This window comes from Pedobacter ginsenosidimutans (genome assembly GCF_001442625.1).
In the GTDB taxonomy this organism is placed as follows: domain Bacteria; phylum Bacteroidota; class Bacteroidia; order Sphingobacteriales; family Sphingobacteriaceae; genus Pedobacter; species Pedobacter ginsenosidimutans.
Genome location: NZ_LMZQ01000046.1, coordinates 1 through 21,019, shown reverse-complemented (window position 1 = coordinate 21,019; position 21,019 = coordinate 1). Strand labels below are relative to the sequence as shown.

The 21,019-nt window shown below is 41.3% G+C and carries 19 protein-coding genes; 12 read left to right on the top strand and 7 right to left on the bottom strand.

The genetic code is table 11. From position 1 onward, the window contains the following. Window positions 1-140: 140 nt before the first annotated feature. Window positions 141-1,805 carry an alpha-L-fucosidase gene (locus ASU31_RS24820; RefSeq protein ID WP_057934940.1) on the bottom strand — a complete coding sequence of 555 codons (1,665 nt, stop codon included), beginning with the start codon at window positions 1,803-1,805 and terminating at the stop codon, window positions 141-143. A 274-nt stretch (window positions 1,806-2,079) separates the two neighbouring features. Beyond that, window positions 2,080-2,412 (bottom strand): winged helix-turn-helix transcriptional regulator, encoded by a 333-nt coding sequence (locus ASU31_RS24815; RefSeq protein WP_057934936.1) that lies wholly within the window; start codon window positions 2,410-2,412, stop codon window positions 2,080-2,082. Between the two features lie 109 nt (window positions 2,413-2,521). Between ASU31_RS24815 and ASU31_RS24810 the strand changes: the two genes are divergently transcribed. Genes ASU31_RS24810 through ASU31_RS27660 form a run of 3 tightly spaced genes read left to right on the top strand, consistent with a single transcriptional unit; the run spans window position 2,522 to window position 3,786 of the window. Beyond that, window positions 2,522-3,424 (top strand): SDR family oxidoreductase, encoded by a 903-nt coding sequence (locus ASU31_RS24810; protein ID WP_057934935.1) that lies wholly within the window; start codon window positions 2,522-2,524, stop codon window positions 3,422-3,424. Between the two features lie 6 nt (window positions 3,425-3,430). Further along, entirely contained in the window at window positions 3,431-3,616 is a 186-nt protein-coding gene (locus ASU31_RS24805) for a nuclear transport factor 2-like protein (RefSeq protein WP_057934934.1), read from the top strand. Further along, the gene (locus tag ASU31_RS27660; protein WP_157258291.1) at window positions 3,613-3,786 is read left to right on the top strand and encodes a nuclear transport factor 2 family protein; all 174 of its coding nucleotides are present in this window, start codon (window positions 3,613-3,615) and stop codon (window positions 3,784-3,786) included. The genes ASU31_RS24805 and ASU31_RS27660 overlap by 4 nt, the downstream gene beginning before the upstream one ends. Before the next feature lie 66 nt (window positions 3,787-3,852). Here the strand turns inward: ASU31_RS27660 and ASU31_RS24800 are convergent, their stop codons facing one another. Next, complete coding sequence (locus tag ASU31_RS24800) at window positions 3,853-4,794, bottom strand: AraC family transcriptional regulator (protein WP_245224606.1); 942 nt, start codon at window positions 4,792-4,794, stop codon at window positions 3,853-3,855. Window positions 4,795-4,954: 160 nt separating this feature from the next. Here ASU31_RS24800 and ASU31_RS24795 point away from each other — a divergent pair, with 160 nt between their 5' ends. After that, window positions 4,955-5,794 carry an MBL fold metallo-hydrolase gene (locus ASU31_RS24795; RefSeq protein WP_057934933.1) on the top strand — a complete coding sequence of 280 codons (840 nt, stop codon included), beginning with the start codon at window positions 4,955-4,957 and terminating at the stop codon, window positions 5,792-5,794. A gap of 175 nt (window positions 5,795-5,969) precedes the next feature. Here ASU31_RS24795 and ASU31_RS24790 read toward each other — a convergent pair whose 3' ends face one another. Next, window positions 5,970-6,299 carry a winged helix-turn-helix transcriptional regulator gene (locus ASU31_RS24790; protein ID WP_057934932.1) on the bottom strand — a complete coding sequence of 110 codons (330 nt, stop codon included), beginning with the start codon at window positions 6,297-6,299 and terminating at the stop codon, window positions 5,970-5,972. Between the two features lie 111 nt (window positions 6,300-6,410). On the opposite strand from ASU31_RS24790, the gene ASU31_RS24785 reads away from it, so the two are divergent. The 7 genes from ASU31_RS24785 (at window position 6,411) to ASU31_RS24755 (ending at window position 16,310) form a co-directional block, all read left to right on the top strand. Continuing rightward, window positions 6,411-6,788, top strand: coding sequence for a nuclear transport factor 2 family protein (locus ASU31_RS24785; protein ID WP_057934931.1), 378 nt, complete (start codon window positions 6,411-6,413; stop codon window positions 6,786-6,788). 344 nt (window positions 6,789-7,132) lie between these two features. Further along, complete coding sequence (locus ASU31_RS28155) at window positions 7,133-7,276, top strand: DUF417 family protein (RefSeq protein ID WP_083505527.1); 144 nt, start codon at window positions 7,133-7,135, stop codon at window positions 7,274-7,276. Between the two features lie 313 nt (window positions 7,277-7,589). Continuing rightward, entirely contained in the window at window positions 7,590-8,174 is a 585-nt protein-coding gene (locus tag ASU31_RS24780) for an RNA polymerase sigma factor (RefSeq protein ID WP_057934930.1), read from the top strand. Window positions 8,175-8,227: 53 nt separating this feature from the next. Further along, a complete protein-coding gene (locus ASU31_RS24775; protein ID WP_057934929.1) occupies window positions 8,228-9,385 on the top strand; it encodes a FecR family protein in 1,158 nt (385 codons plus the stop codon). A gap of 286 nt (window positions 9,386-9,671) precedes the next feature. Further along, window positions 9,672-12,824 (top strand): SusC/RagA family TonB-linked outer membrane protein, encoded by a 3,153-nt coding sequence (locus ASU31_RS24765; protein ID WP_167346242.1) that lies wholly within the window; start codon window positions 9,672-9,674, stop codon window positions 12,822-12,824. Between the two features lie 10 nt (window positions 12,825-12,834). Next, window positions 12,835-14,505 (top strand): RagB/SusD family nutrient uptake outer membrane protein, encoded by a 1,671-nt coding sequence (locus ASU31_RS24760; protein WP_057934938.1) that lies wholly within the window; start codon window positions 12,835-12,837, stop codon window positions 14,503-14,505. A gap of 2 nt (window positions 14,506-14,507) precedes the next feature. After that, a complete protein-coding gene (locus ASU31_RS24755; RefSeq protein WP_157258289.1) occupies window positions 14,508-16,310 on the top strand; it encodes a hypothetical protein in 1,803 nt (600 codons plus the stop codon). Window positions 16,311-16,471: 161 nt separating this feature from the next. Here ASU31_RS24755 and ASU31_RS24750 read toward each other — a convergent pair whose 3' ends face one another. The 3 genes from ASU31_RS24750 to ASU31_RS27965 form a co-directional block, all read right to left on the bottom strand. Then, window positions 16,472-17,266, bottom strand: a complete 795-nt coding sequence (locus tag ASU31_RS24750; protein WP_209435063.1) for a carbonic anhydrase — start codon at window positions 17,264-17,266, stop codon at window positions 16,472-16,474. Between the two features lie 327 nt (window positions 17,267-17,593). Beyond that, entirely contained in the window at window positions 17,594-17,983 is a 390-nt protein-coding gene (locus ASU31_RS24745; RefSeq protein ID WP_057934925.1) for a nuclear transport factor 2 family protein, read from the bottom strand. Window positions 17,984-18,916: 933 nt separating this feature from the next. Then, a complete protein-coding gene (locus tag ASU31_RS27965; protein WP_425339045.1) occupies window positions 18,917-19,021 on the bottom strand; it encodes a hypothetical protein in 105 nt (34 codons plus the stop codon). 280 nt (window positions 19,022-19,301) lie between these two features. Here ASU31_RS27965 and ASU31_RS24740 point away from each other — a divergent pair. Beyond that, the coding region (locus ASU31_RS24740; RefSeq protein ID WP_057934924.1) for a glycoside hydrolase family 127 protein at window positions 19,302-21,019 on the top strand (1,718 nt) is incomplete at its 3' end.

The window sequence follows — 21,019 nt, the reverse complement described above, 5'->3', positions numbered from 1 at the left end:
GCATTTATTGTAAGTATTCAAGCCAACAATGGGGTAAAGTAAGCTGACCGATGTAAATCTCCGGTTATGTAAACACTACTGATACAACCCACCCATGCCTGAGGCTTTTATCAATCTCTTAAAACCGGAGAACAATACCATTAAACAATTCTTAGTGGATTGGCATAAGCAGCCGATGGCATAACATCAGGAAAGTAAACTTTAAGGCCATCTGCATTTCTTTCAAATTTCAGTTCCTGGCCTGTTGCAACAAGCTGTACACTGTTTATTTTTTGGGGATAAGATGAACTATCTACCGCTAAACTTGTAATAAGCACAGATCCGTCAGTTGGCCAGGCCATCACAGTAGCGAAAAGCGCGTTTCCCTTTGTGGTGAAGCGTATGTCCTGCTGACTAAAAGGCTTTCCTTTGCCTTCATTAAATCCCTGTGCAGTTAATGCAGCGGCCTGGTTCTGTGCCGGTCCTTCTCCAAATATCTTCCACGGCCGCGTTCCATAGATACTGTCTCCATTTGCGTTCATCCAGATACCGATTTCTTCAACAATTTTGCGTTCCAGTTCATCAATTGTGCCATCACCCCGAACAGGAATATTCAACATCAGGTTTCCATTCTTACTCACCACATCAACCAGGGTATGGATAATCGTTTTTGGGGTTTTATAAGCCTTCCTGTCGTATATCCCCCTATCGTAGTGCCAGTCGCCGATGCAGGTGTCAGTTTGCCATGGCAGAGGCTCTATACTATTGCTCTGCCCGCGTTCAATATCCCATACCATTGCTTTCCGCTGCTCTTGGGTGAGGATCTTACCGGTGATAACTGCGGTTAGTTTACCATTGTCCTTAATGCTTTTATTGTACATATGAGCAGCAATTTTCAAACCGGCATCACTAATGGGCCACATTGGAAATTGCGAATCATCAAAATAAATCATATCAGGGCGGTATTTATCGATCAGGTCGATTGTCCGGTTAAAGAATTTATCGATGTATGCTTTGCTAGGTGGAGTTACGCCATTACCCCAATGCCATTGTTTATGGATCATGCCATCATCTTCGCTGTTTTTACTGAGCTCATGATTCTGGGCGTAAAGTTCCTGTGGATCAAGTCCATCCCACCATTTGCCTTTTCCATCTTTTTTGGTAAGGGTTCCATCATAGGGTACTCCTGCCAACGGGCCCGTTTTATCGGCTCGCTGAGCAGTTTCAAACCAGCTCCAGGTATGTGCTGCATGGACACTTACAGCAAAAGGAAGCCCATGTTTTTTTGCGGCGGCGGCCCAGCCGCCGATGATATCCTTTTTAGGTCCTTGTTTTACCGAATTCCAATTTTTCTGATATTTACTATCGTATAAGTCTAAATTGTCGTGATGATTGGCGAGTGCCATGAAATATTTTGCCCCTGCGCTTTTGTATAGGGAAACCAATGCTTCCGGATCCCATTTTTCTGCCTTCCAGATATTGATTACATCTTTGAATCCAAATTTAGACGGATGCCCATATTTCTCGACATGGTATTTATATTTCCAGTTGCCCTCCATGTACATGTTCCTTGCATACCAGTCTCCTGCTTCCGGCTGGCATTGTGGTCCCCAATGAGCCCACATTCCAAATTTTGCGTCTCTAAACCACTCAGGCGTCTGATAGTTGGAGAGCGACTCCCAAGTTGGAGAAAATGGTCCAGCTAAGATTTTTTCAACAAATTCTTTTGCGGCATCCCTGTTTATTGCCAGGGCAGAAAGTTTACTGGAAAGCAATATTGCAGGCAAACCTAGGCTAAGGCTTTGGATAAGTTTTCTACGGTTCATATACATTTGGTCAGCATGATCTAATACAAAAACAAATTTATCGATGTGATCAGGTACATTTTTATAAAAAAATGACTTTTTTTTATAAAAATCCGACTTTTCGAACATCCTTCACTTACCCAAATCGCCATGATTTTTACTCAGGCAACAATCCTATAAGCCTTCTTAACAATCCATATGATCGAGCGAACTCTATTTCGATAACTTGCCTGACTTATCCAAAACCGTCTACAGAACTCGCTCGCTTTGGTGGCCAATGATCTTTCCTTCAGCATTACACCAAATTCTCCAGACCGAATTCGATTAATTTATCAAGAACCGGAAGGGTTTTCTTTCCTAGGTCGGTCAGCCTGTATTCAACTTTTGGAGGGATTTCAGGGTAAGCCTTTCTACTGACGAGTTTATTTTTGACCAGCATCGTTAACTCCTGTATGAGCATTTTCTCACTGATATCCGGAATTGCCTTTTTCAGCTGACCGTACCTTATCACATTATCATTGATCTGAAAAATTATCATCAGTGTCCATTTGCCTCCTAAAAGCCCTAATGATGCTTTAACGGGACATCCTTTGTCGCAAGGAATAATTTTTTGTGCTTTTTCTTCCATTGATAATCAATAATTCTAACCAAAAGGTATGTGCCCAACCTTTTGGTAAGTACTTGTACAAAGGTATGTAAATATTGAATTTTGCTCTAGTTAACCTTAAATAAAAAAAATGAAAATATTAGTATTTGGAGCCACAGGCTCCCAACAATTCAATATCATACCTGAGGCAATAAAGAAAAACGCAAAGGTATTTGCTGTAACAAGTAATGAAAAAGGTGCTACCAAGTTAAAGGATGCTGGTGCGGCTCCCTTGTTTGGAAACATGGGCGACGCTGCGCAAATGCTAGAGGTCACAAAAGATATTGATGCAATTGCCTTTATGATTCCAGTTTCGTTGCCCAACCCTCTTGACGGATTCCAATTTTCAAAAAATGTTATCGACGCGGCCAAAGCGAACGGTGTTAAAAAAGTTGTTTGGAATACCAGCGGTTGGCTGCCGGACCAAAAGACAGGTATGCCCACGGATGATGTAAAACTGGATGTCAAGGATTATCTTTTGGAAAGCGGGTTGCAGTACGTAATAATCGAACCCACCATTTACATGGAAAATATGATGGGCGCTTTCTGTGCACCTTTTGTTTCCGAAAAGAAAAAACTTGCCTATCCAACTCCTGAGCCTATGCCAATCGGTTGGATTGCCTCTAGGGACGTGAGTGCGCTAGTCGTTGAAGCTATCTACAGCGCCGATCTGACTGCGGATACTTTTCAGGTAAGCGGGCTTGAAAATCTTAAGGGAGATGAGCTTGCGGAACGCTTTTCTCAAGGTGTTAGTGAGAAGATAGATTACTACACACAGCCTGCTGAAGAGTTTAAAGGAATTTTAGCGCCATTTGTTGGTGATGCTGCAGCTGACGCGGTAGCTTCATATTACAGAGTCCTTCAGGAAAGCAATAAATATCCCCTGAAATTCAATTCTGAAATGGATAAAATATTGCAGAAGCTGCCTGTAAAGATGACATCGTTGGCCCAGTGGGCTAAAATAAACAAGGATTTTTTTATTAATAAATGTTAATATTATATGGATGCAAAAGATATTGTAGCATCATACTTTGATGCATTGGCAAAAGGCGAAATGGAGCGGGCACTTTCGTTTTTTGCCCTTGAGGCCCAATGGGACCAACCGGGCAGAAACAAATTTGCAGGAATTAAAAACAACCTGGGTGAAATTATTAAAATGTTTGAAGGCATTATGAGTGATAAATGATGGAAAATGCCGGTCTGGTAGCAGTTCCAGTTTGGTTTAGCGCCCAAAAGGAAGGCAAAACGATGAACCTTGGAGGTTTAGACCTATTTGAAATCAAAGAGGACAAGATTATCCACGTGTGGACGTTTTCAGCAGACCAGCCGGTTGACGACGAGTTTTGGGGAGAATAGCCTTTCGAATAGAACGGAGCTGACTGGAATCTTTAAGCTATGCGGCTCCGTTTAAATATTATTGTTTTAAATGAAAATTTTTCCGGCTATAAATTCTGAAGTTGTCATGCCAGTCTGAACTTTAAAAAACCTCATCAGATTGTTTGGCTCAGAGAAATTTAGATCATATGCAATTTCATTGATGGTCCTATTAGAGTGAAGGATCTGGTCCTGTATCTCAAATAACAACCGCTGTTTTAACAGCTGGCTTGCTGTTATCTGAAACTGAGCTTTTACGGCTTTATTAAGTGAAATCCTACTGACACCAAGCATCTCCGTGTAGTCTCCGATCCGCTGTTTTTCCTTAAAATGAAGTTCGATCAGGTTCTTAAACAAAAAAGGGATCTGTGTATTTCCATCAACATTTAAAGGCAGTCTGTATTGGCTGGCATATTGACGGTTCAACGATTGTAAAAGATAATATGTCAAAGATCGGATGATGTGCGAACTATCAAATTTACTGTCAATAAGCTCCGTTTTTATTTCGGCCAAAAACTTACAGTATTTTCGAAGATCCTCATGATCAATTGTAATGGTTAATGGGAAGCTGAGCTGGTAAAAATACAGCAGACGATAGGTAAACAGCTTATCTGCGAAAAAGTCGTTAAGGAATTCCTCCTGAAATATTAATGTCGTAACTTCCAGACGCTCGACATCGAGCTGCCAGTTACGCTTTTGATAGGGTGAAATGAATATGATTGAATTATCTGATATGTTTATTTGCTTCTCATTAAGCGAGACAATTCCCGATGCTTTTTTAAAAAATAGAATTTCAAAGTAATCAGTATTAAATGTTGCCTGAAGGCTATAGTCAATATCCTTTTCTGTTAATACATTCAGTAGAAAATGTACACCGCACTCGCCTTTATGGAATTTTATTGTTTTCAATTTTTTCGATCCGGTTAAAATTACTAAAATTCCTGTAACCTTTTCATCTGAACGTTTTCTCGTGTATAAGACTGGTTTCAAATAGCTCAGCTTAGTGCTCATAAAACCATTCTATCATTACTGCTGATCAATGGTTATCAAAACGCCACTTTTTAAACATGGTTTGATATCCCATAACCGACGCCTTCTATCGACCTTTGTTGCCATAGATAGAAGAATCCAAAAAAGTAAAGTTTAAGTCATGAAAAAATTATTAGTAACAGCTGTCTTGTCATTGACAGCGATAGCCTCGTTTGGACAGAAAGTGTCCGGATCAAAATCCAGCCTTCAGCTTGTAAGGAATGCTACATTGATCATTCACTATGGTGGCCACAAGATTCTGGTTGACCCCATGCTCTCTGCCAAAGGTGCAATCGAGTCATGGGCCGGTATTGCAAGAAATCCTACAGTGGATATACGGATGCCAATGCAACAAATTACAGACAATGTCGATTTAGTATTGGTCTCCCATACGCATGCTGATCACTTTGATGATGCTGCAAATAATATTTTGAAAAAATCTATAAAGATTATCAATCAGCCGGCAGATAAGGTATTCTTCAGTTCGAAAGGCTACATCAATGCCGAGACCCTTGAAAACCAGACAAAGTGGGATAATATCAGTATAGAGCGGATAAATGGGGAACATGGATCAGGCAAAGTATTGGAGATGATGGGCAAAACCTCTGGTTTTGTATTAAGTGCCAAAAATGAACCGACGATTTATATCATGGGCGATGCGATATGGACCGACCGTATCAAAGAAAATATCAAAAGGATCAAACCTGATATTATTGTGGTCAACTCAGGTGGTGCCCAGATCAAAGGCTTTGAAAATGTGCCGATTATTATGGACGAAAAGCAAGTTATGCAACTTATATCTGCGAGCGGAAAAGCAAAAATAATTGCAGTGCATATGGATGCGCTTGACCACTGCCGTACCACAAGACTCACATTGAGCGAGGAAGCAAAGAAAAACAGTGTCGGTGAGAACAAACTTGTGATCCTTAAGGATACAGAGATTTTCACCCTGGGCAAATAAATCAGAAAACGAAAATACCCGCCCAAAAAAAGTATTTGACTCACTTTGGCGGGTATTTTTATGCAAAAATAATCAACTGCATTTACCCCGGGCGTGGCCAAAGGCAATTTTCGGGCAAAGGATCTGCTTTTTTGAAACGGATTATACTAGCGTAGTTGTTTGCGATAGCGGATTATCATAAGTTTTCCAATCCGAATGCTGCAAGTTTGTCAATAATAGGAAATGTATCCAGGCCAAGCTTGGTTAAACTATATTCAACTCTTGGAGGGATTTCTGGAAACGATTTTTTGGTCACAAATTTATGCTCTACCAAAAAATTCAACTCTTGAATCAGCATTTTTTCGCTTATACCAGGAATAGCTCTTTTAAGTTCACCGTATCTTATTACGCGTTCGTTTATTTGAAATACTATTAACAGTCTCCATTTACCACTCAATATAATCAACGACTTCCTTACCGGGCAGTTTTCATCTGACTGTAAAATAATTTTCTGATTTTTTTCCATTGACACCCAGTGTTTCTAACCATTTAGTAAGTACCTAACCATTTGGTATGTACTTGTACGAAGGTAGTCGTTAACCTACCTTCGTACAAGTAATTTTTAAAATATAAACCTATGTCACAGGAAGAAACAAACAAACAGCTGGCTATTACCGCTTATCAAAGAATTTTTGGCGACTTGGATGCCACAGGAGTAGATCAATACATGAGCAGCACTTTCATTCAGCATAACCCCACAACACCCGATGGGCCTGAGGGCGTGAAAGCGCTTCTTCAAATGCTTATTTCACAAGGTGTTCCCAAACAAAAAATCATGTTCAAACATGTTGTTGCGGAAGGTGATACTGTTTTTCTTCATTCCCGTTATGAAATGGCAGGAAAAGAATGGAGATTTATCGACATTTATCGAATAGAAGATGGGAAATTAGCTGAACATTGGGATGCAATGATGCCGATGCCTGATGAACGTGGCAATAACAACTCTATGTTCTAAATTAATTGTACCGTAAATAATCAGAAAGATCGCAATTTGTCATCTAACCAGCTCTGATTAAATCAAAGCTGAGCACTACCATCAAGCATTAAAGTAACTAATTTATATTACTAAGAAAACCCATATAATTTCAAAAGACTCTCAGGTTTTATTCGATATTGCCTCTCAACCTTTTTAGTTTTATTAAATCACAATGAGGCTGGGGTTATTTCTAATCATCACAGGCATATTTGTTGGGCTTCACAGAAATTGCTCTAATTTGGAGCTTGGAGCATGGTGGCAAGCCTTCTTGCGTTTTTGATGACGGTAGGTACATTATTCTTTCTGATCACCACTCCTGAAAGTTGGATACCAGAATAAATGATCTGAACTGGGGTTTTCCGTATCTATCCGGTCGCGGAAGATTGGTCCTTAAAGACATTGTAATACTTGGTGAGGCAATAGTCCAAATGAGGGAGTCGGCAAGACTTTATTTGTCACGCAGATAGGCATTATATCAATCATTGTTAGATCAATCATCCCAAAAAGCTTGACTTTATTAAAACCTATTCCGCGGAAAACCTAGAGGAGGTACTACTATTGGCATGCAGGAGCTTAGTATTTACCTATTATTGAAACGCAACTTCCAGATACTGAGAAATCAAACACTCTTTAAAAAGTTTGCACTTTTGAGAAAAAAAATTACATTCGCAAAAGTAATTATAGTGGAAGTCCCTGAAATGCTGGCTTTTTGAAGGCTTATAAAGTTTACCGGCAATTAATTTTTTCCAATAGAATTTATCTGAATTGTAGTATCAAACTATGCCTCTAAACAGAAACCTGACCGATGATGAGTTATCCAAACTTTTAAGATTGGGGCAAGAATCTGCATTTATAGAAATTTATACCAGGTACTGGAAAAAAATATACTTCGCGGCCAAAAGCCGCATCAACGATGCGTATGCGTGTGAGGAAATCGTTCAGGAAATTTTCTGTAACCTATGGCGTAATCGTGAACACTTTGAAATTATTAAGGGCTTCGACAACTATTTTTCGGTGGCAGTCAAAAATCAGGTAATCAATTTTCTGGCAAAAAAGGCGAAGATTCTCCGGTACGAGGAAACGGCTAAAAAGACCCATTCTGAAGCGGATTACAGCACCCTGCAGCAGATCAGTTATTCTGAACTGCAACTCCATATCCAGAAGGCATTAAGTGTGCTCCCTAGTAGATCAGCTATTATTTTTAATTTAAAATATGTCAGCGGCTACTCTCAAAAAAATATAGCGCAGGAACTATCGATATCCGAAAAAACAGTTGAAGCCCACCTTGCCAGGGCGAGGAAAACAATAAAAGAATCTATTTCTATCCTTCTGTTCGCGCTTTTGTTCTTTTCGATAAAAAATTAATCTTTTAAATAGGGATTTTCCTTCCAGCGCTGTCTGTATATAAAACGGGCTTGATGAATAGTGATAAAAATATCGAACGGATGATGGAACTTGCCAAAAAATGGCAGGAAAATACGATAAGTCTGGCCGAACGGGAAGAATTTGATCGATGGTACAATTCATCGCATAAGAACCTGGAAAAAGATAAGGGCGCTGATGAATATGGGTTAGAACAAAGAATGTTGGATTCTATCCTCAAGGAAATCACTCCTAATGTCGTCAAACGACCATCCTATGGCAGAATAGCATTATTTTCCGCGGCGGCCGTTATTACCGTTCTTATATGTCTTGGCCTTCTTTCAAAGATATACCTGACCCCAAAAGTGGCTGCACCCGTTCAGTCAGCAATACAATATGATGCGCTACCGGGATCGAATAGGGCGACATTAACCCTTGATAACGGCGAGAAAATCGACCTTGCCCATGCCCGCAATGGCGACCTCAAGACCGACATTTCAACAAAGGTCAGCAAAATTTCGGGAAACAGGTTGGTCTACAGCCAACTGAGCCGCCCTGGTTCAACTGACCATTCTCAGCCGGTCTATCATACGCTTAGCACGCCACGCTCGGGTATGTTCCAGTTAACACTCTCTGATGGCACACACGTTTGGCTGAATTCTGGCTCTGTTATCCGCTTCCCGAAGGTTTTCGAAAATAAGGAGCGTGTAGTCTATCTTACAGGAGAAGCTTATTTTGAAGTTACCAAAAACCGTCATAAACCGTTTTTGGTCGTTACACCTAAACAAACCGTAGAAGTGCTCGGAACCCATTTCAATGTGAGTGCATATGAGGACGAAACCGTAACCAAGACTACCCTGCTTGAGGGAAAGGTGAAGGTAGCCAGCACTAACAGTAATGGGTTTAAAGTAATCCATCCCAATGAGCAGGCACTCTCCCAGGCAAATGGAATCCAGATTATAAAGGTTAATGCCTCCGACGTCGTGGGCTGGAAAAACGGGTACTTCATTTTCAACCGCACCGATCTTAGGTCGTTGCTTAGACAGTTTTCAAGATGGTATGATGTCGATATCGTTTATAAAGGTGAAGTGCCAAATGATTTCTTCCAGGGACAGATCCGCCGGGATATCAAGCTTAACCAGGCACTCAAAATCCTGGCTTTTGGCGATATACATTTCAAACTTGAAAACAGAAAGCTTATTGTATTACCCTAAATAAATAATGTAAAACCCTTAATAAATGACTATGACGAATCAAATACACTATTAATCAGGGCCAAAATGCCGAAAGTGCTGCAAACACTTCCGGCTTTGATCGAGCCAGCCAACAAATGCATTTTTCAACTAACCAAATCAAACCAAAATTATGAAATTAAATTCATGTGCGGAAACGCCATCCACATGGACGGTCATGGCCATACGATTTTCGATAACAAAATCAGCCATTTTCCTACTTCTTAGTACATGCCTATTGTTATCGGTAAAAGGGTATGCTCAAAATGTGAGCATATCTAAAAAAAACACACCGTTATCCCAGGTCTTCGATGAGCTGCGCAAACAGACCGGCTATACCTTTTTTTACAAAGATGCTTCTGTAAAAGACCTCAGGGTTTCTGTTTCGATAAAAGACGTCCAGCTGGACAAAGCGCTGAACATCATTCTTGAAAACCAGCCCCTTGTTTTCAGCATTATCGATAAAACGGTAGTGCTTAAGCGTAAAACCGAAAACCCTAAAACTATACCCAGTGCCGTATCTCCCGTCCAAGTTAAGGGGAAGGTCGTCGATGAAACCGGTGGGCCTATCGTCGGCGCTACAGTAAGCATTAAAGGCACTAAGAACATATCAGTAACCGATGCATCCGGAAACTTTGCCATCACGGCGCCCGAAAATGCCGTTTTAGTTGTAAGCTACCTTGGCTACCAAACCCAAGAATATCAAAATTTGGAGGGAAACGCAAATGTCATCAACATGGTTCCGACACCAAAAAATCTGGATGAGGTGGTCGTTGTTGGATATGGAACCCAAAAAAAATCAGATGTCACCGGATCGATTGTCAGGGCAGATCTGGAGTCTTTCCGGACTTCCCCAAATTCAAATATTGCCCAGCTCCTACAGGGCGCTGTTCCTGGTTTGAATGTTGGGCCGGTAACCTCTGCCGGGCAGACCCCAAGCATACAAGTCAGGGGACAATCTACACTAAGTGGCTCTCAAGGCGTTCTGATCGTTTTAGATGGTATCGTTTATGCTGGCGATCTCTCCAGGATCAACCCCAATGATATAGCATCTGTCGATGTATTAAAGGATGCAAGCAGTAAGGCAATATATGGTGCCACCGCTGCAAATGGAGTGCTTTTGATCACTACAAAAAAGGGGAAAATCGGTAGCAAGCCGATCATCAATTTTTCTTCATCTTATGCTACACAGAATCCTGCAAATATCCTACATCCCCTTAACAGGGAACAATTCATCCAGAAGGTCAGGGACATCAATTGGCGCACGGCATATCTGGCTCCTGAGTATACAACCCCTAATCCTGCCTTTAATGTTCGCTCCGCACTCGACCCCACACAACAGGCTGGTTATGATAATGGTACTGATTTTGACTGGTATGGTTCCGCTACGAATTCCGGATTTTTATATGACCAGCAGGTAAGCATCAGCAATGCAACCGAAAAGACCAACTTTTTCTTATCAGGTGGATATACCAAGCAGAAAGGGTTTATCATCAATAATCAGTTCAATAGGAAATCGGTAAGATTGAATCTGGAAACAAAGGTATTTGATTGGTTAACAGTCGGTACAAATGCATTCGCCTCCTTCGCTGATTATTCCGGTCTATCGCCAAATTTGAGGGATATCATGCTTTACAGTCCATTGAACACACCCTATGATGCAGCTGGAAATATCATACTCACCCCAAATGCCTCCATCAACAATCCTTTCCTGGCTACTTTGGGAAACAATTATGACCGCAGGAACAATCTTTCGGGCAATTTCTATGGCATTCTGAATCTACCGTTCATTCCGGGACTTTCCTACCGTATAAACTATGGTAACAATTATTTCTGGAACCAAAACTACTCCGCTAATCAGTATGCTGCAAATTTTACGGGAGCAGCATCCAAGACAAATGATAATACCTATGACAGTACGCTGGATCACATCCTCACCTACAAGAGAACTTTAAATAATATCCATTCCCTTGACCTCACCATGGTGTATGGATCCAGATCAACAGGTTACCAGACCACCAATGCCAATGGTACCGGATATAACAATATTGTTTTAGGCTATAACAAACTCGACCAGGCAACAATACAAAAGATATCCTCGGGCGCTTACAGCGAAACATACAATTACCAAACGGCGCGCCTGAGCTATGGCTTCCGCCAGAAATACATTCTCACCTCAACGGTTAGACGAGATGGCTTTTCGGGCTTTGCCTCCAACAACAAATGGGGCATATTCCCGTCAGCAGCATTTGCATGGGTGGCAAGCAATGAATCATTTATGCGCTTTAGCTGGCTGGACAACTTAAAAATGAGAATAGGCTATGGCGCCAATGGGAATCTTACCAACCGTTATGCTTCGCTGGCAACAGTTGGCCAGGGTGCCGCTTATGTATTTGGTGATGGTGGAACGACCTTGTTTGGCCAGGTTGTAAATTCGATGGGAAACAACGACCTTTCTTGGGAGAAAACGGTCGGGATAAATACAGGACTGGACTTTTCTATACTGAAAGGAAGAATTTCTGGCAGTGTAGATTATTATAACACCATTACAAGCAACCTGCTATATAACATCAATATCCCGGAAATAACAGGCTTTTCATCTATACCAAGTAACGTAGGCAAAATCAGGAACTCTGGGACAGAAATAAATGTGAACACCGTTAACTTAAAGCTAGAGAACTTTCAATGGAACTCTGTTATAAACTTTGCCACCAATAAAAACCGGATAAAAGAGCTCCTTGGTACCGGTGACCTTGTTGCAAGCAATCTTTTTGTTGACCGTTCAATAGGTACGATTTATAACTATCAGACTAATGGATTATGGCAGTTAGGGGAAACACCACCTTCGGGTTATGCTGTTGGAAGCAATAAGCTGGTAGACCTCAATGGTGACGGAAAGATAGACGCCAATGACCGGACATTCCTTGGATATACGGAACCTGCTTACAGGGTGAGTTTCGGAAATACTTTCAGTTACAAGAATATTTCTCTTTTTGTCTTTCTGAATGCTGTGCAAGGTGGAAAAAATGGTTACATGAATGTAAACAATCCATGGACTGATTTAGGGATCCAACAGGGCGATAATGCGATCAGAAACAACTGGTTCAAGGAAATAGACTACTGGACACCATCAAACCCCGGTGCACAGTACAGGATTACGGGCAGTGTACCTGCAGTAGATCCACAGCTTTATCAGCAACGAAATTTCGTCAGGCTACAGGAAGTATCATTAAGGTACAATTTTGACGGCCGGATCACTAAAAAGCTAGGACTGAACAGTCTACAGGTTTTCGTAAGCGGAAAAAATCTTGCCCTATGGACTAAATGGCATGGGTGGGATCCGGAGACGCTACAGGGCCTGGCTTATGGGGCTAGTCCGATTATAAGGGGATATTCTGCTGGTTTAAATGTTACGTTCTAATTCGATGGTTATGAAAAATTCACTAAAAATATTTGTTTTAATTATATTCTTGACGGCCGGTTCTTGCAAAAGAGCGTTTTTGGATGAAAAGCCCCTGGACTTCACAAGTACTACAAACTCCTTCAATACCCTTAAGGATTTTAATGCTTCAATCTACAACATATACAACATTGTGCGTACCGAGTTTTATACCTCGGATGAGAATAACCCTTTTGATTATATCTATGGCCTTGACCTGGTGTATGACGGACAGCCAAGTGGTCCACAACGTTTTAGTAACTACACCACCTCCACGAACCCTACCAGTACTTATCTGGTAAGCCACTGGAGCCGTTTATACAAAATAATTTCAGAAAGCAACACCATTCTGGATAAGTTAGGTTCATCTCAGGTAGTGGGTAATGATATAACTTTCGTTCAGGCCAATGCCAGGTTCTTCAGGGGATTTGCCTACCGCACGCTTGCCTATCTCTATGGCGGGGTGCCCATCGAATTGCACCAGGTGACAAGCCCGAAGACCGATTATGTACGGGCCAGCCGCGAGGAAGTGCTAAAACAATCTATTGAAGACCTGAAGTTTGCTGCTGGCAATCTTCCCGGCATCACAACTGTGCAGGAGGGACAGATCAGTAATGTTGCTGCGCAGCACTTACTGGCAGAGGTTTATCTTGCTGCCGGTCAGTTCAATGATGCGGTATCAACTGCTTCCCTTGTTATTAACAACAGTAACATGGCCTTGATGAAAACCAGGTTTGGCTCCCAGGCTACAGACCCAGGAGACGTTTATTGGGATCTATTCAGGCCGAAAAACCAGAACAGGACAAGTGGAAACAAAGAATCCATCTGGGTAATCCAATTTGAAAATGATATTCCCGGGGGCTCTTCCACTGCAACGGATATTGCAGGCAGTTACAGATTAGAAAGACAGATTGCACCCTTGATCAGGGACGTCACACTTAGCAATGGTACAAAGCCATTTCTATGGCCAGTATCAGATTATACCGGCGGGCGCGGAATCGGTTGGGCAATATCCACAACCTATTTCTCAAATACAATATGGGCAAGTGACTTTAACAATGATATGCGCAACTCAAATTTTAATTTTGTTAGAACGTACGTTTATAACGATCCAGGTAAGACGGCCTATTTTGGCAAAACGGTCTCAACCGAAGCGCCTCCTACCGGGGTTACCGTTCCTAGCAGAGCTTTCTACGCTTACCAATCAAAATGCACCACTCCCGGAAAGCATCCCGATGGGCTTTTTTCAAATAAGGCTACCCTATTACTGAGCCCCGCAGCAGGTGGCACTTACACAGATCAATATATGTTCCGACTGGCAGAAACCTATCTTATACGCGCTGAGGCATACCTGGGCACTAAGGATAAAACTAAAGCCGCTGAGGATATTAACGCGATACGTTCTCGTGCAAATGCCAGCCCTGTGTTGGAGGGCAATGTTACCATCAATTATATCCTGGATGAAAGGATGAGAGAACTAGGGATTGAAGAGAAACGCAGGCTGACGCTGTCGCGACTTAATATGGTCTATGAACGTACCGTAAATATTGCCAAAAATCCATTAGCTGCCAACATTCAGCCATTCAATAACCTTTGGCCTATTCCCCAGCGGGAGATCGAACGTAATAAGGATGCAATCCTAACACAAAACCCGGGCTACTAACCATGTTCAGAACAAAAATCATATATTATCTACTACTGTGCCTGTTTGCATTTTGCAAACAGGCTTACAGCCAGACCGGGCATGCCCCATTGACGTATATTATGGATATGGTGCATAACAATCCGGGTGAAGAACCGTATAAGACCAAGTATAATGACCCCTTGTTTATGAAAGCAAACGGTTTCAATGGAATGGTAACCCATTGGTTTGTAAACTGTGCCATCACTTATGATGATTATCAGAAGGGGCTACTGCCTCTAGGAGGGCAGGAAAGAAAGTGGATCACAGCTAAAGCTGCCGAGATAGACCGTAAGTTACAGGCTTGCAAGAAAGCAGGGATCCAGGTTTATCCTTTTACGGATTTCATTGTATTTCCAAAATCGGTTTGGGACCGGTTTGGAAAAGAAATCAGGGGGCCCGGGACAGTAGAAGGTACAGGAGGAATGGCTGAACGTTCTGCAAAACCAGATATGCAGAGCAGGCGGACCCAGGAACTTTTGCGTGCTCAGATAGACGGAATTTTCAAGAGGTTCCCTGACCTAGGAGGGCTCACCCTTCGCTTTGGCGAGACTTATTTACAGGATACTCCTTATCATATGGGCGGTGGCCCCATCAGAAACGGTAAGGAAGGCATTGATGACCAGATCACGATGCTGAATTTACTTCGTGAGGAGGTATGCGAAAAACGGAACAAAAAACTTTTCTACCGCACCTGGGACTTTGGATATAACTTTCATACCAACCCGGAATACTATCTGGCAGTAACCAACCAAGTAAAGCCCCATCCAAACCTTATTTTTGTGATCAAATATCAACAGGATGACTTCCATAGGATGACGCCTTTCAATCCGACGATAGGAATAGGAAATCATCAACAGATTGTAGAAGCACAGTCCAGGATGGAAGCTTATGGAAAGGGTGCACATCCTTATTATACAGCCAAAGGCGTTATTGATGGCTGGCCTGAAACAAAATACGAGATCGCCTTTGGTAGCCATAAATTTACAGGCAGAGAAAACGATCGGTCTAAGCCTAGAGGTATCAGGGACATGTTGGGCAACGGACTGCTCAGTGGGGTGCTCACCTGGTCTAATGGTGGAGGTTGGGACGGTCCTTACACTAAAAGCGAAATCTGGACGGATTTGAACACTTACGTGGTTTCTCAATGGGCGCTACATCCCGATAAAACGGAGGAAGCAATTTTTAACGAATTTTCCGAAAAACTGGGCCTTCGAGGTTATCAAGCAGATCTGTTCCGACAACTGAACCTACTCACTATTGAAGGAGTGCGCAAGGGCCAGCTCAACAGCTATGCCTCCAACCAGGTTTGGTGGAGCCGTGACCAGTATTTTTCTGCTAAAGCTAATGAGGAGGTCATTGCAGAGATCATCGAAAAACATAAAGAACCAGAAGTACTTTGGGAAAAATCAGAAGCATCTGCCATCTGGAGGCAGATTGAAAGCTTATCCAATCAAATAACCTTTCCAAATGCAGAAAATCAGGAAGCAGTTCGTGTCTCTTGTACCTATGGACGGATAAAATTTGAGGTAATAGAAGAAATGTGGCGCCTCATGCTGGAAGCCCACAAATTGAAAGCCAAGGGAAAAATGGATAATGATGCAATCCATAGATCGATAAAGCACTATGATTCGCTCTGGGCAGAATGGAAAAATTTAAAAAGTAAAAGCAAGTATTGTGCAACACTATATACGGACCTTGCTTTCAGGAACCAAAGGAAAGGTAGTATAGGTGAATTGGTTGACAAATTGAGAAAACTCAGCCAATTGCCTTTCCGACACCAATAATCAATAGATGAGCGGTAATTCCTGAGCCAGGCGGCCGTTATCGTTTTCTAGCTTAAAGTCCTGAAATCGAAGTCAAGATTCAAAAATCTAGATAAGCCCCGAGGTACGCCTCGGGGCTTATGAATATTCCCGTATTTATAAAGTAAACGAACTTAGATTATTTAGCGTTTTTTGCCGGGAAGGTTCTGCATCGTTTCTTTTAAAAATTCTACTTTTCCTGTATGAACATCGTAAACAGCTCCTACAATTAAAATTTCTCCTTTTGAATATTTGCTGTGCAGTATAGGATCTAAATCCCTTAATACATTTACCTGATCGATCACATTTTGCCTCACGGCATTATTCAACGGGTTTCCAGCCATTTTCGCGGTTTTTGCCACAGCCGGTTTAATTTCATTTATCAAGGTAACTATATGGCCTGGAACATTTTCCGGCCGTTCTACTGCAGCAGCTACTGCGCCACATTCTGAATGGCCCAAAACCACAATTAAGCGGGTATACAATTTAAGTACCGCATACTCCATGCTGCCGTAAGATGCTGCTGATGAAACCTGTCCGGCAGTTCTTATGATAAAAAGATCACCTAGCCCCTGATCAAAAACCACTTCGCTGGGAACCCGCGAATCAGAACAGCCTACAATGGTTGCAAAAGGTTTTTGTCCAAAGCCCAATTTTTTAATAGTTTCTGCACTTTGCCTAGGGCGGGTAGATCTGTTCTCGACGAATCTTTTGTTTCCTCCCATTAGTTTTTTTATTGCAAGGAGTGGATTTTTGAATGCAGAATCACGGTCGACCAGGTAATGGTCATTGTCCCATTTTATGGTATCAGTCTTTGATCGCTTTTCATTTACGGGCGTGGCTGATTTGACATTCTGGGCAGATGCAGAATTCTGCAGGTAAAATAATGTAGTCAATCCCAATAGGATTGTTTTCAGGCTTAAAATCGTGTTTTTCATTTAAAGTAATAAGTTATTTTTTTACGTCTGGTGGTTAAACCGACAGCATACATGCTTAACAGCCGTTATCTATCAGTTAGACTTGAGTCTTTTGACGCAACAATGTTACATTAAATCTATGGTTTTAGCTAATACACAATTGTTGCTTAAGAATAGGATCAGTAGAAAGAATTTGACCAACTATAGGCAAATAAAGTTGGCCTCCCAAGAGCTATTCTTCTGGCAACACACACTAAATAAAAGCTCTATGAATTTGGATGTGCTAAAAGAGGGCATTCAATAGAAATGCCCTCTTTAAAGTGCGGCTTAGTAAAATTGCGCACCACATTATTTTCCCCAGAACGTGTTTTCAAGTTCCTGATCATCAGAAAACAACCATACATTTATGATCTTACCATCTTTTACCTCAAATAGGTCTACGCCTGTCATATCCATAGTCCGATCTTCGATGGTACCGGTGAAGTTAACAGGTAAGGCTGCCATATTGCCATTTACCATCAAGTTCCCGATCGGTTTTAGGGCAAAGGTACCTTGGGTAGCATCCATCATTCCACCCACCATTTTGCCGATTTCCTCGGTACCAGTCTTTAGCCCAGCAAATTGATGCGATCCTGGCTGGTGCCACTGTGCATCTGTGCTAAAGTATGAAAATGCAACACCTATATCGCCTTTACCTAAGGCTTCCAAATAAGCAGTAATAATTTCTTTCGGCATCATAATATTTAAGTTTTTTTTTTTGTAAAGTAAGGCTATATATTACTATTGAACAAGTACTTACTGGTTAGTTCGGTACTTACCTGAAGGTTAGATTTACTGGTAATCAGATCAAAAAAAATAGAAATAATTATGCAGTTGAATACAAACTGCTGGCTAAGGAAACTAACCTGTGCTACGCAATTTGAGTAACTTCAAAATCCAATGATTGACTATACGGATTAATAACAATGTTTAAACGGCTCACCTCAGCATCGATCTATCATCTGAACACCTTTATTATCGACCATTAAATATCAATTAAATCTTCTTTTGCTATTCTGGCCTCCAACCTTATTTCGGTGCTTTTTCAAAGTTTACTACCGCTTCACAATGCGCATAGAGAGGCGAAAATTCGCCGCTTGACTTTACGCGCAATAAACGATACATTAAACGCTTGGGGCTTCGTCTATAACGGCCTTTCCAGGAGTACTAACCTTAAAACATTATAAACCTAATTGTCAAAATGTTGGTGTTATTAATGCACTGCAAAATCGAAAGGCTGCCATGTAACCAATCAATAGTTAGTTTCCCCATAGTGCCAAAATTCCAGTTTAGAAACTCTGACTTAGTTTAGTTTGTTGGATTTATCCATTGTTCCAAGTTCCAATGATTTTTAAATGTTTAACCATTTTTCTATCTTTAATTGAGAATTTGCATTCAAAAATATAGAGGTGAGTATTTGGTACCTTAAACAAAAAAAAGATACACAATAAATTGATTTACAAACAGATAAAGGGACAGGTTCGACTCCCTTCGGCTCCACTGGAATCAGTATTAAAAAACACTAAAAGCCTGCAAATCAATAATTTGCAGGCTTTTGTTTTTTGGTATTTAGTGGCTTTTTTGACCAAATAATGCATATGTGAGGTGCGTCGAACTACGAAAGTTTCCAACTCACCACTTTCGTACACGCGTACCCGCCGCTGCGTTTCCACCATCATAAAATTTTGACGCTTCAACTGAAACAATCGCTTCCTGTAACTTTTTGAATTTTTCCATAACTATTTTTTAGGGGCCTATACCGGTTCTTCCCTACTTTGATGTTAAAGATCAAATTCCTACAAACCGCTACTAAAACACTTTCGCTTATCCAGATTATGTTAAAATCTTACTACGAACTGCAAAAAAACACTAATGGTTGTATGCTTAAATGCGCTAGCTTCGTATTGTTCAATATAAAATATAAATGAACTGCTGCAATCATCAGCGAATATACTATTGGCAAAGCCTGCTTTATCAATATAAATACAAAAACCCTTAAATAAACAACCAAATAGGCATGAAGAACAAAAGAAACCAATTGCTGATATTTTGCACCTTACTGATCTCAGTATCAATTAATACATCTGCGCAACAGAAAGACTATCCAATTCAGCCTGTGGCGTTTACAAAAGTGCATGTACACGATAACTTTTGGCAGCCCAAAATGAAAATCAATGCAGAAGTAACTATCCCCTACGTAATTGCCCAATGTAAAGCAAATGGCCGAATGGACAATTTCCTACGCGCAGGAAAAAAATTGAGTGGAGATAAAATGAGCGAATTTCCTTTTGATGATACCGATGTATACAAGGCAATAGAAGGGGCATCTTATTCCATTCAGAATAAAGCAAACCCAAAACTTGAAGCTTATATAGATACCCTTATTGGCATAATCGGGGGTGCACAGGAGCCAGATGGTTATTTATTTACCTTCAGAACGGTAAATGCAAAAAAGCCGCACGAATGGATCGGCGCTAAACGCTGGGAGAAAGAAGAAATATTAAGCCACGAACTTTACAATGCAGGACATCTTTATGAAGCTGCAGTGGCTCATTATCAAGCTACCGGTAAAAAAACTTTGTTAAATATTGCGATCAAAAATGCAGACCTTTTGGTAAAAACCTTCGGCCCTGGAAAGATAGAAGAATATCCAGGCCACCAGATTGTAGAGATCGGCCTATCCAAAATGTACCGGGTTACCGGTAATCAAAAATACCTGGACCTCGCAAAGTTCTTCCTGGATGTAAGAGGACCAAAGGGTGATGCATACAATCAGGCACATAAAAAAGTTATCGATCAGCACGATGCCGTAGGTCATGCCGTGAGAGCAGCCTATATGTACACCGGAATGGCAGATATTGCTGCACTTACCGGCGATACTAAATACCTTTCGGCAATCGACGACATTTGGGGGGATGTGATAAACAAAAAACTCTACATCACAGGAGGAATTGGTGCAACAGGTGCTGGTGAGGCTTTCGGTGAAGCTTACCAACTACCAAACATGTCTGCCTATGCAGAAACCTGTGCTGCCATTGGAAATGTTTATTGGAATGAAAGAATGTTTCTGCTGCATGGAGATTCAAAATACGTTGATGTACTGGAAAGAACTTTATATAATGGCTTATTATCAGGCGTTTCTTTAAGCGGTGACCGGTTCTTTTATCCAAACCCACTGGCATCTATGTTTCAACATCAGCGCAGCGCATGGATCAGTTGTGCATGTTGCATCAGTAACATGGCCCGCTTTTTACCTTCGTTGCCTGGTTATGTATATGCCCAAGATAAAAACGACCTGTATATCAACCTGTTTATGGGCAACACTAGTAAAATTGCCCTTACAGCTACAAATGTAGAAATCACACAGATTACTGACTATCCCTGGAAAGGAGATGTAGGCATTAACATCAACCCGGAAAAAACAGCCAACTTTACATTGAGGATCCGGATTCCAGGTTGGGTAGCTCAGGACGCATCGCCAGGAAATCTTTATTCGTTCCTTGATAAAAAAACAGCTCCGGTAACAATTTCGATCAATGGGGTGGCCACTTCGTTTACTACCGAAAAAGGCTATGCTGTTTTAACAAGAAAATGGAAAAAAGGCGATAAAATTTTCTTAAGTCTACCGATGGAAACCGACAAGGTGATCGCTAACAAAAATGTGAAAGATGATGCATCACGCTTTGTACTGGAACGCGGACCTGTTGTTTACTGCCTTGAAGGACCTGACAACAA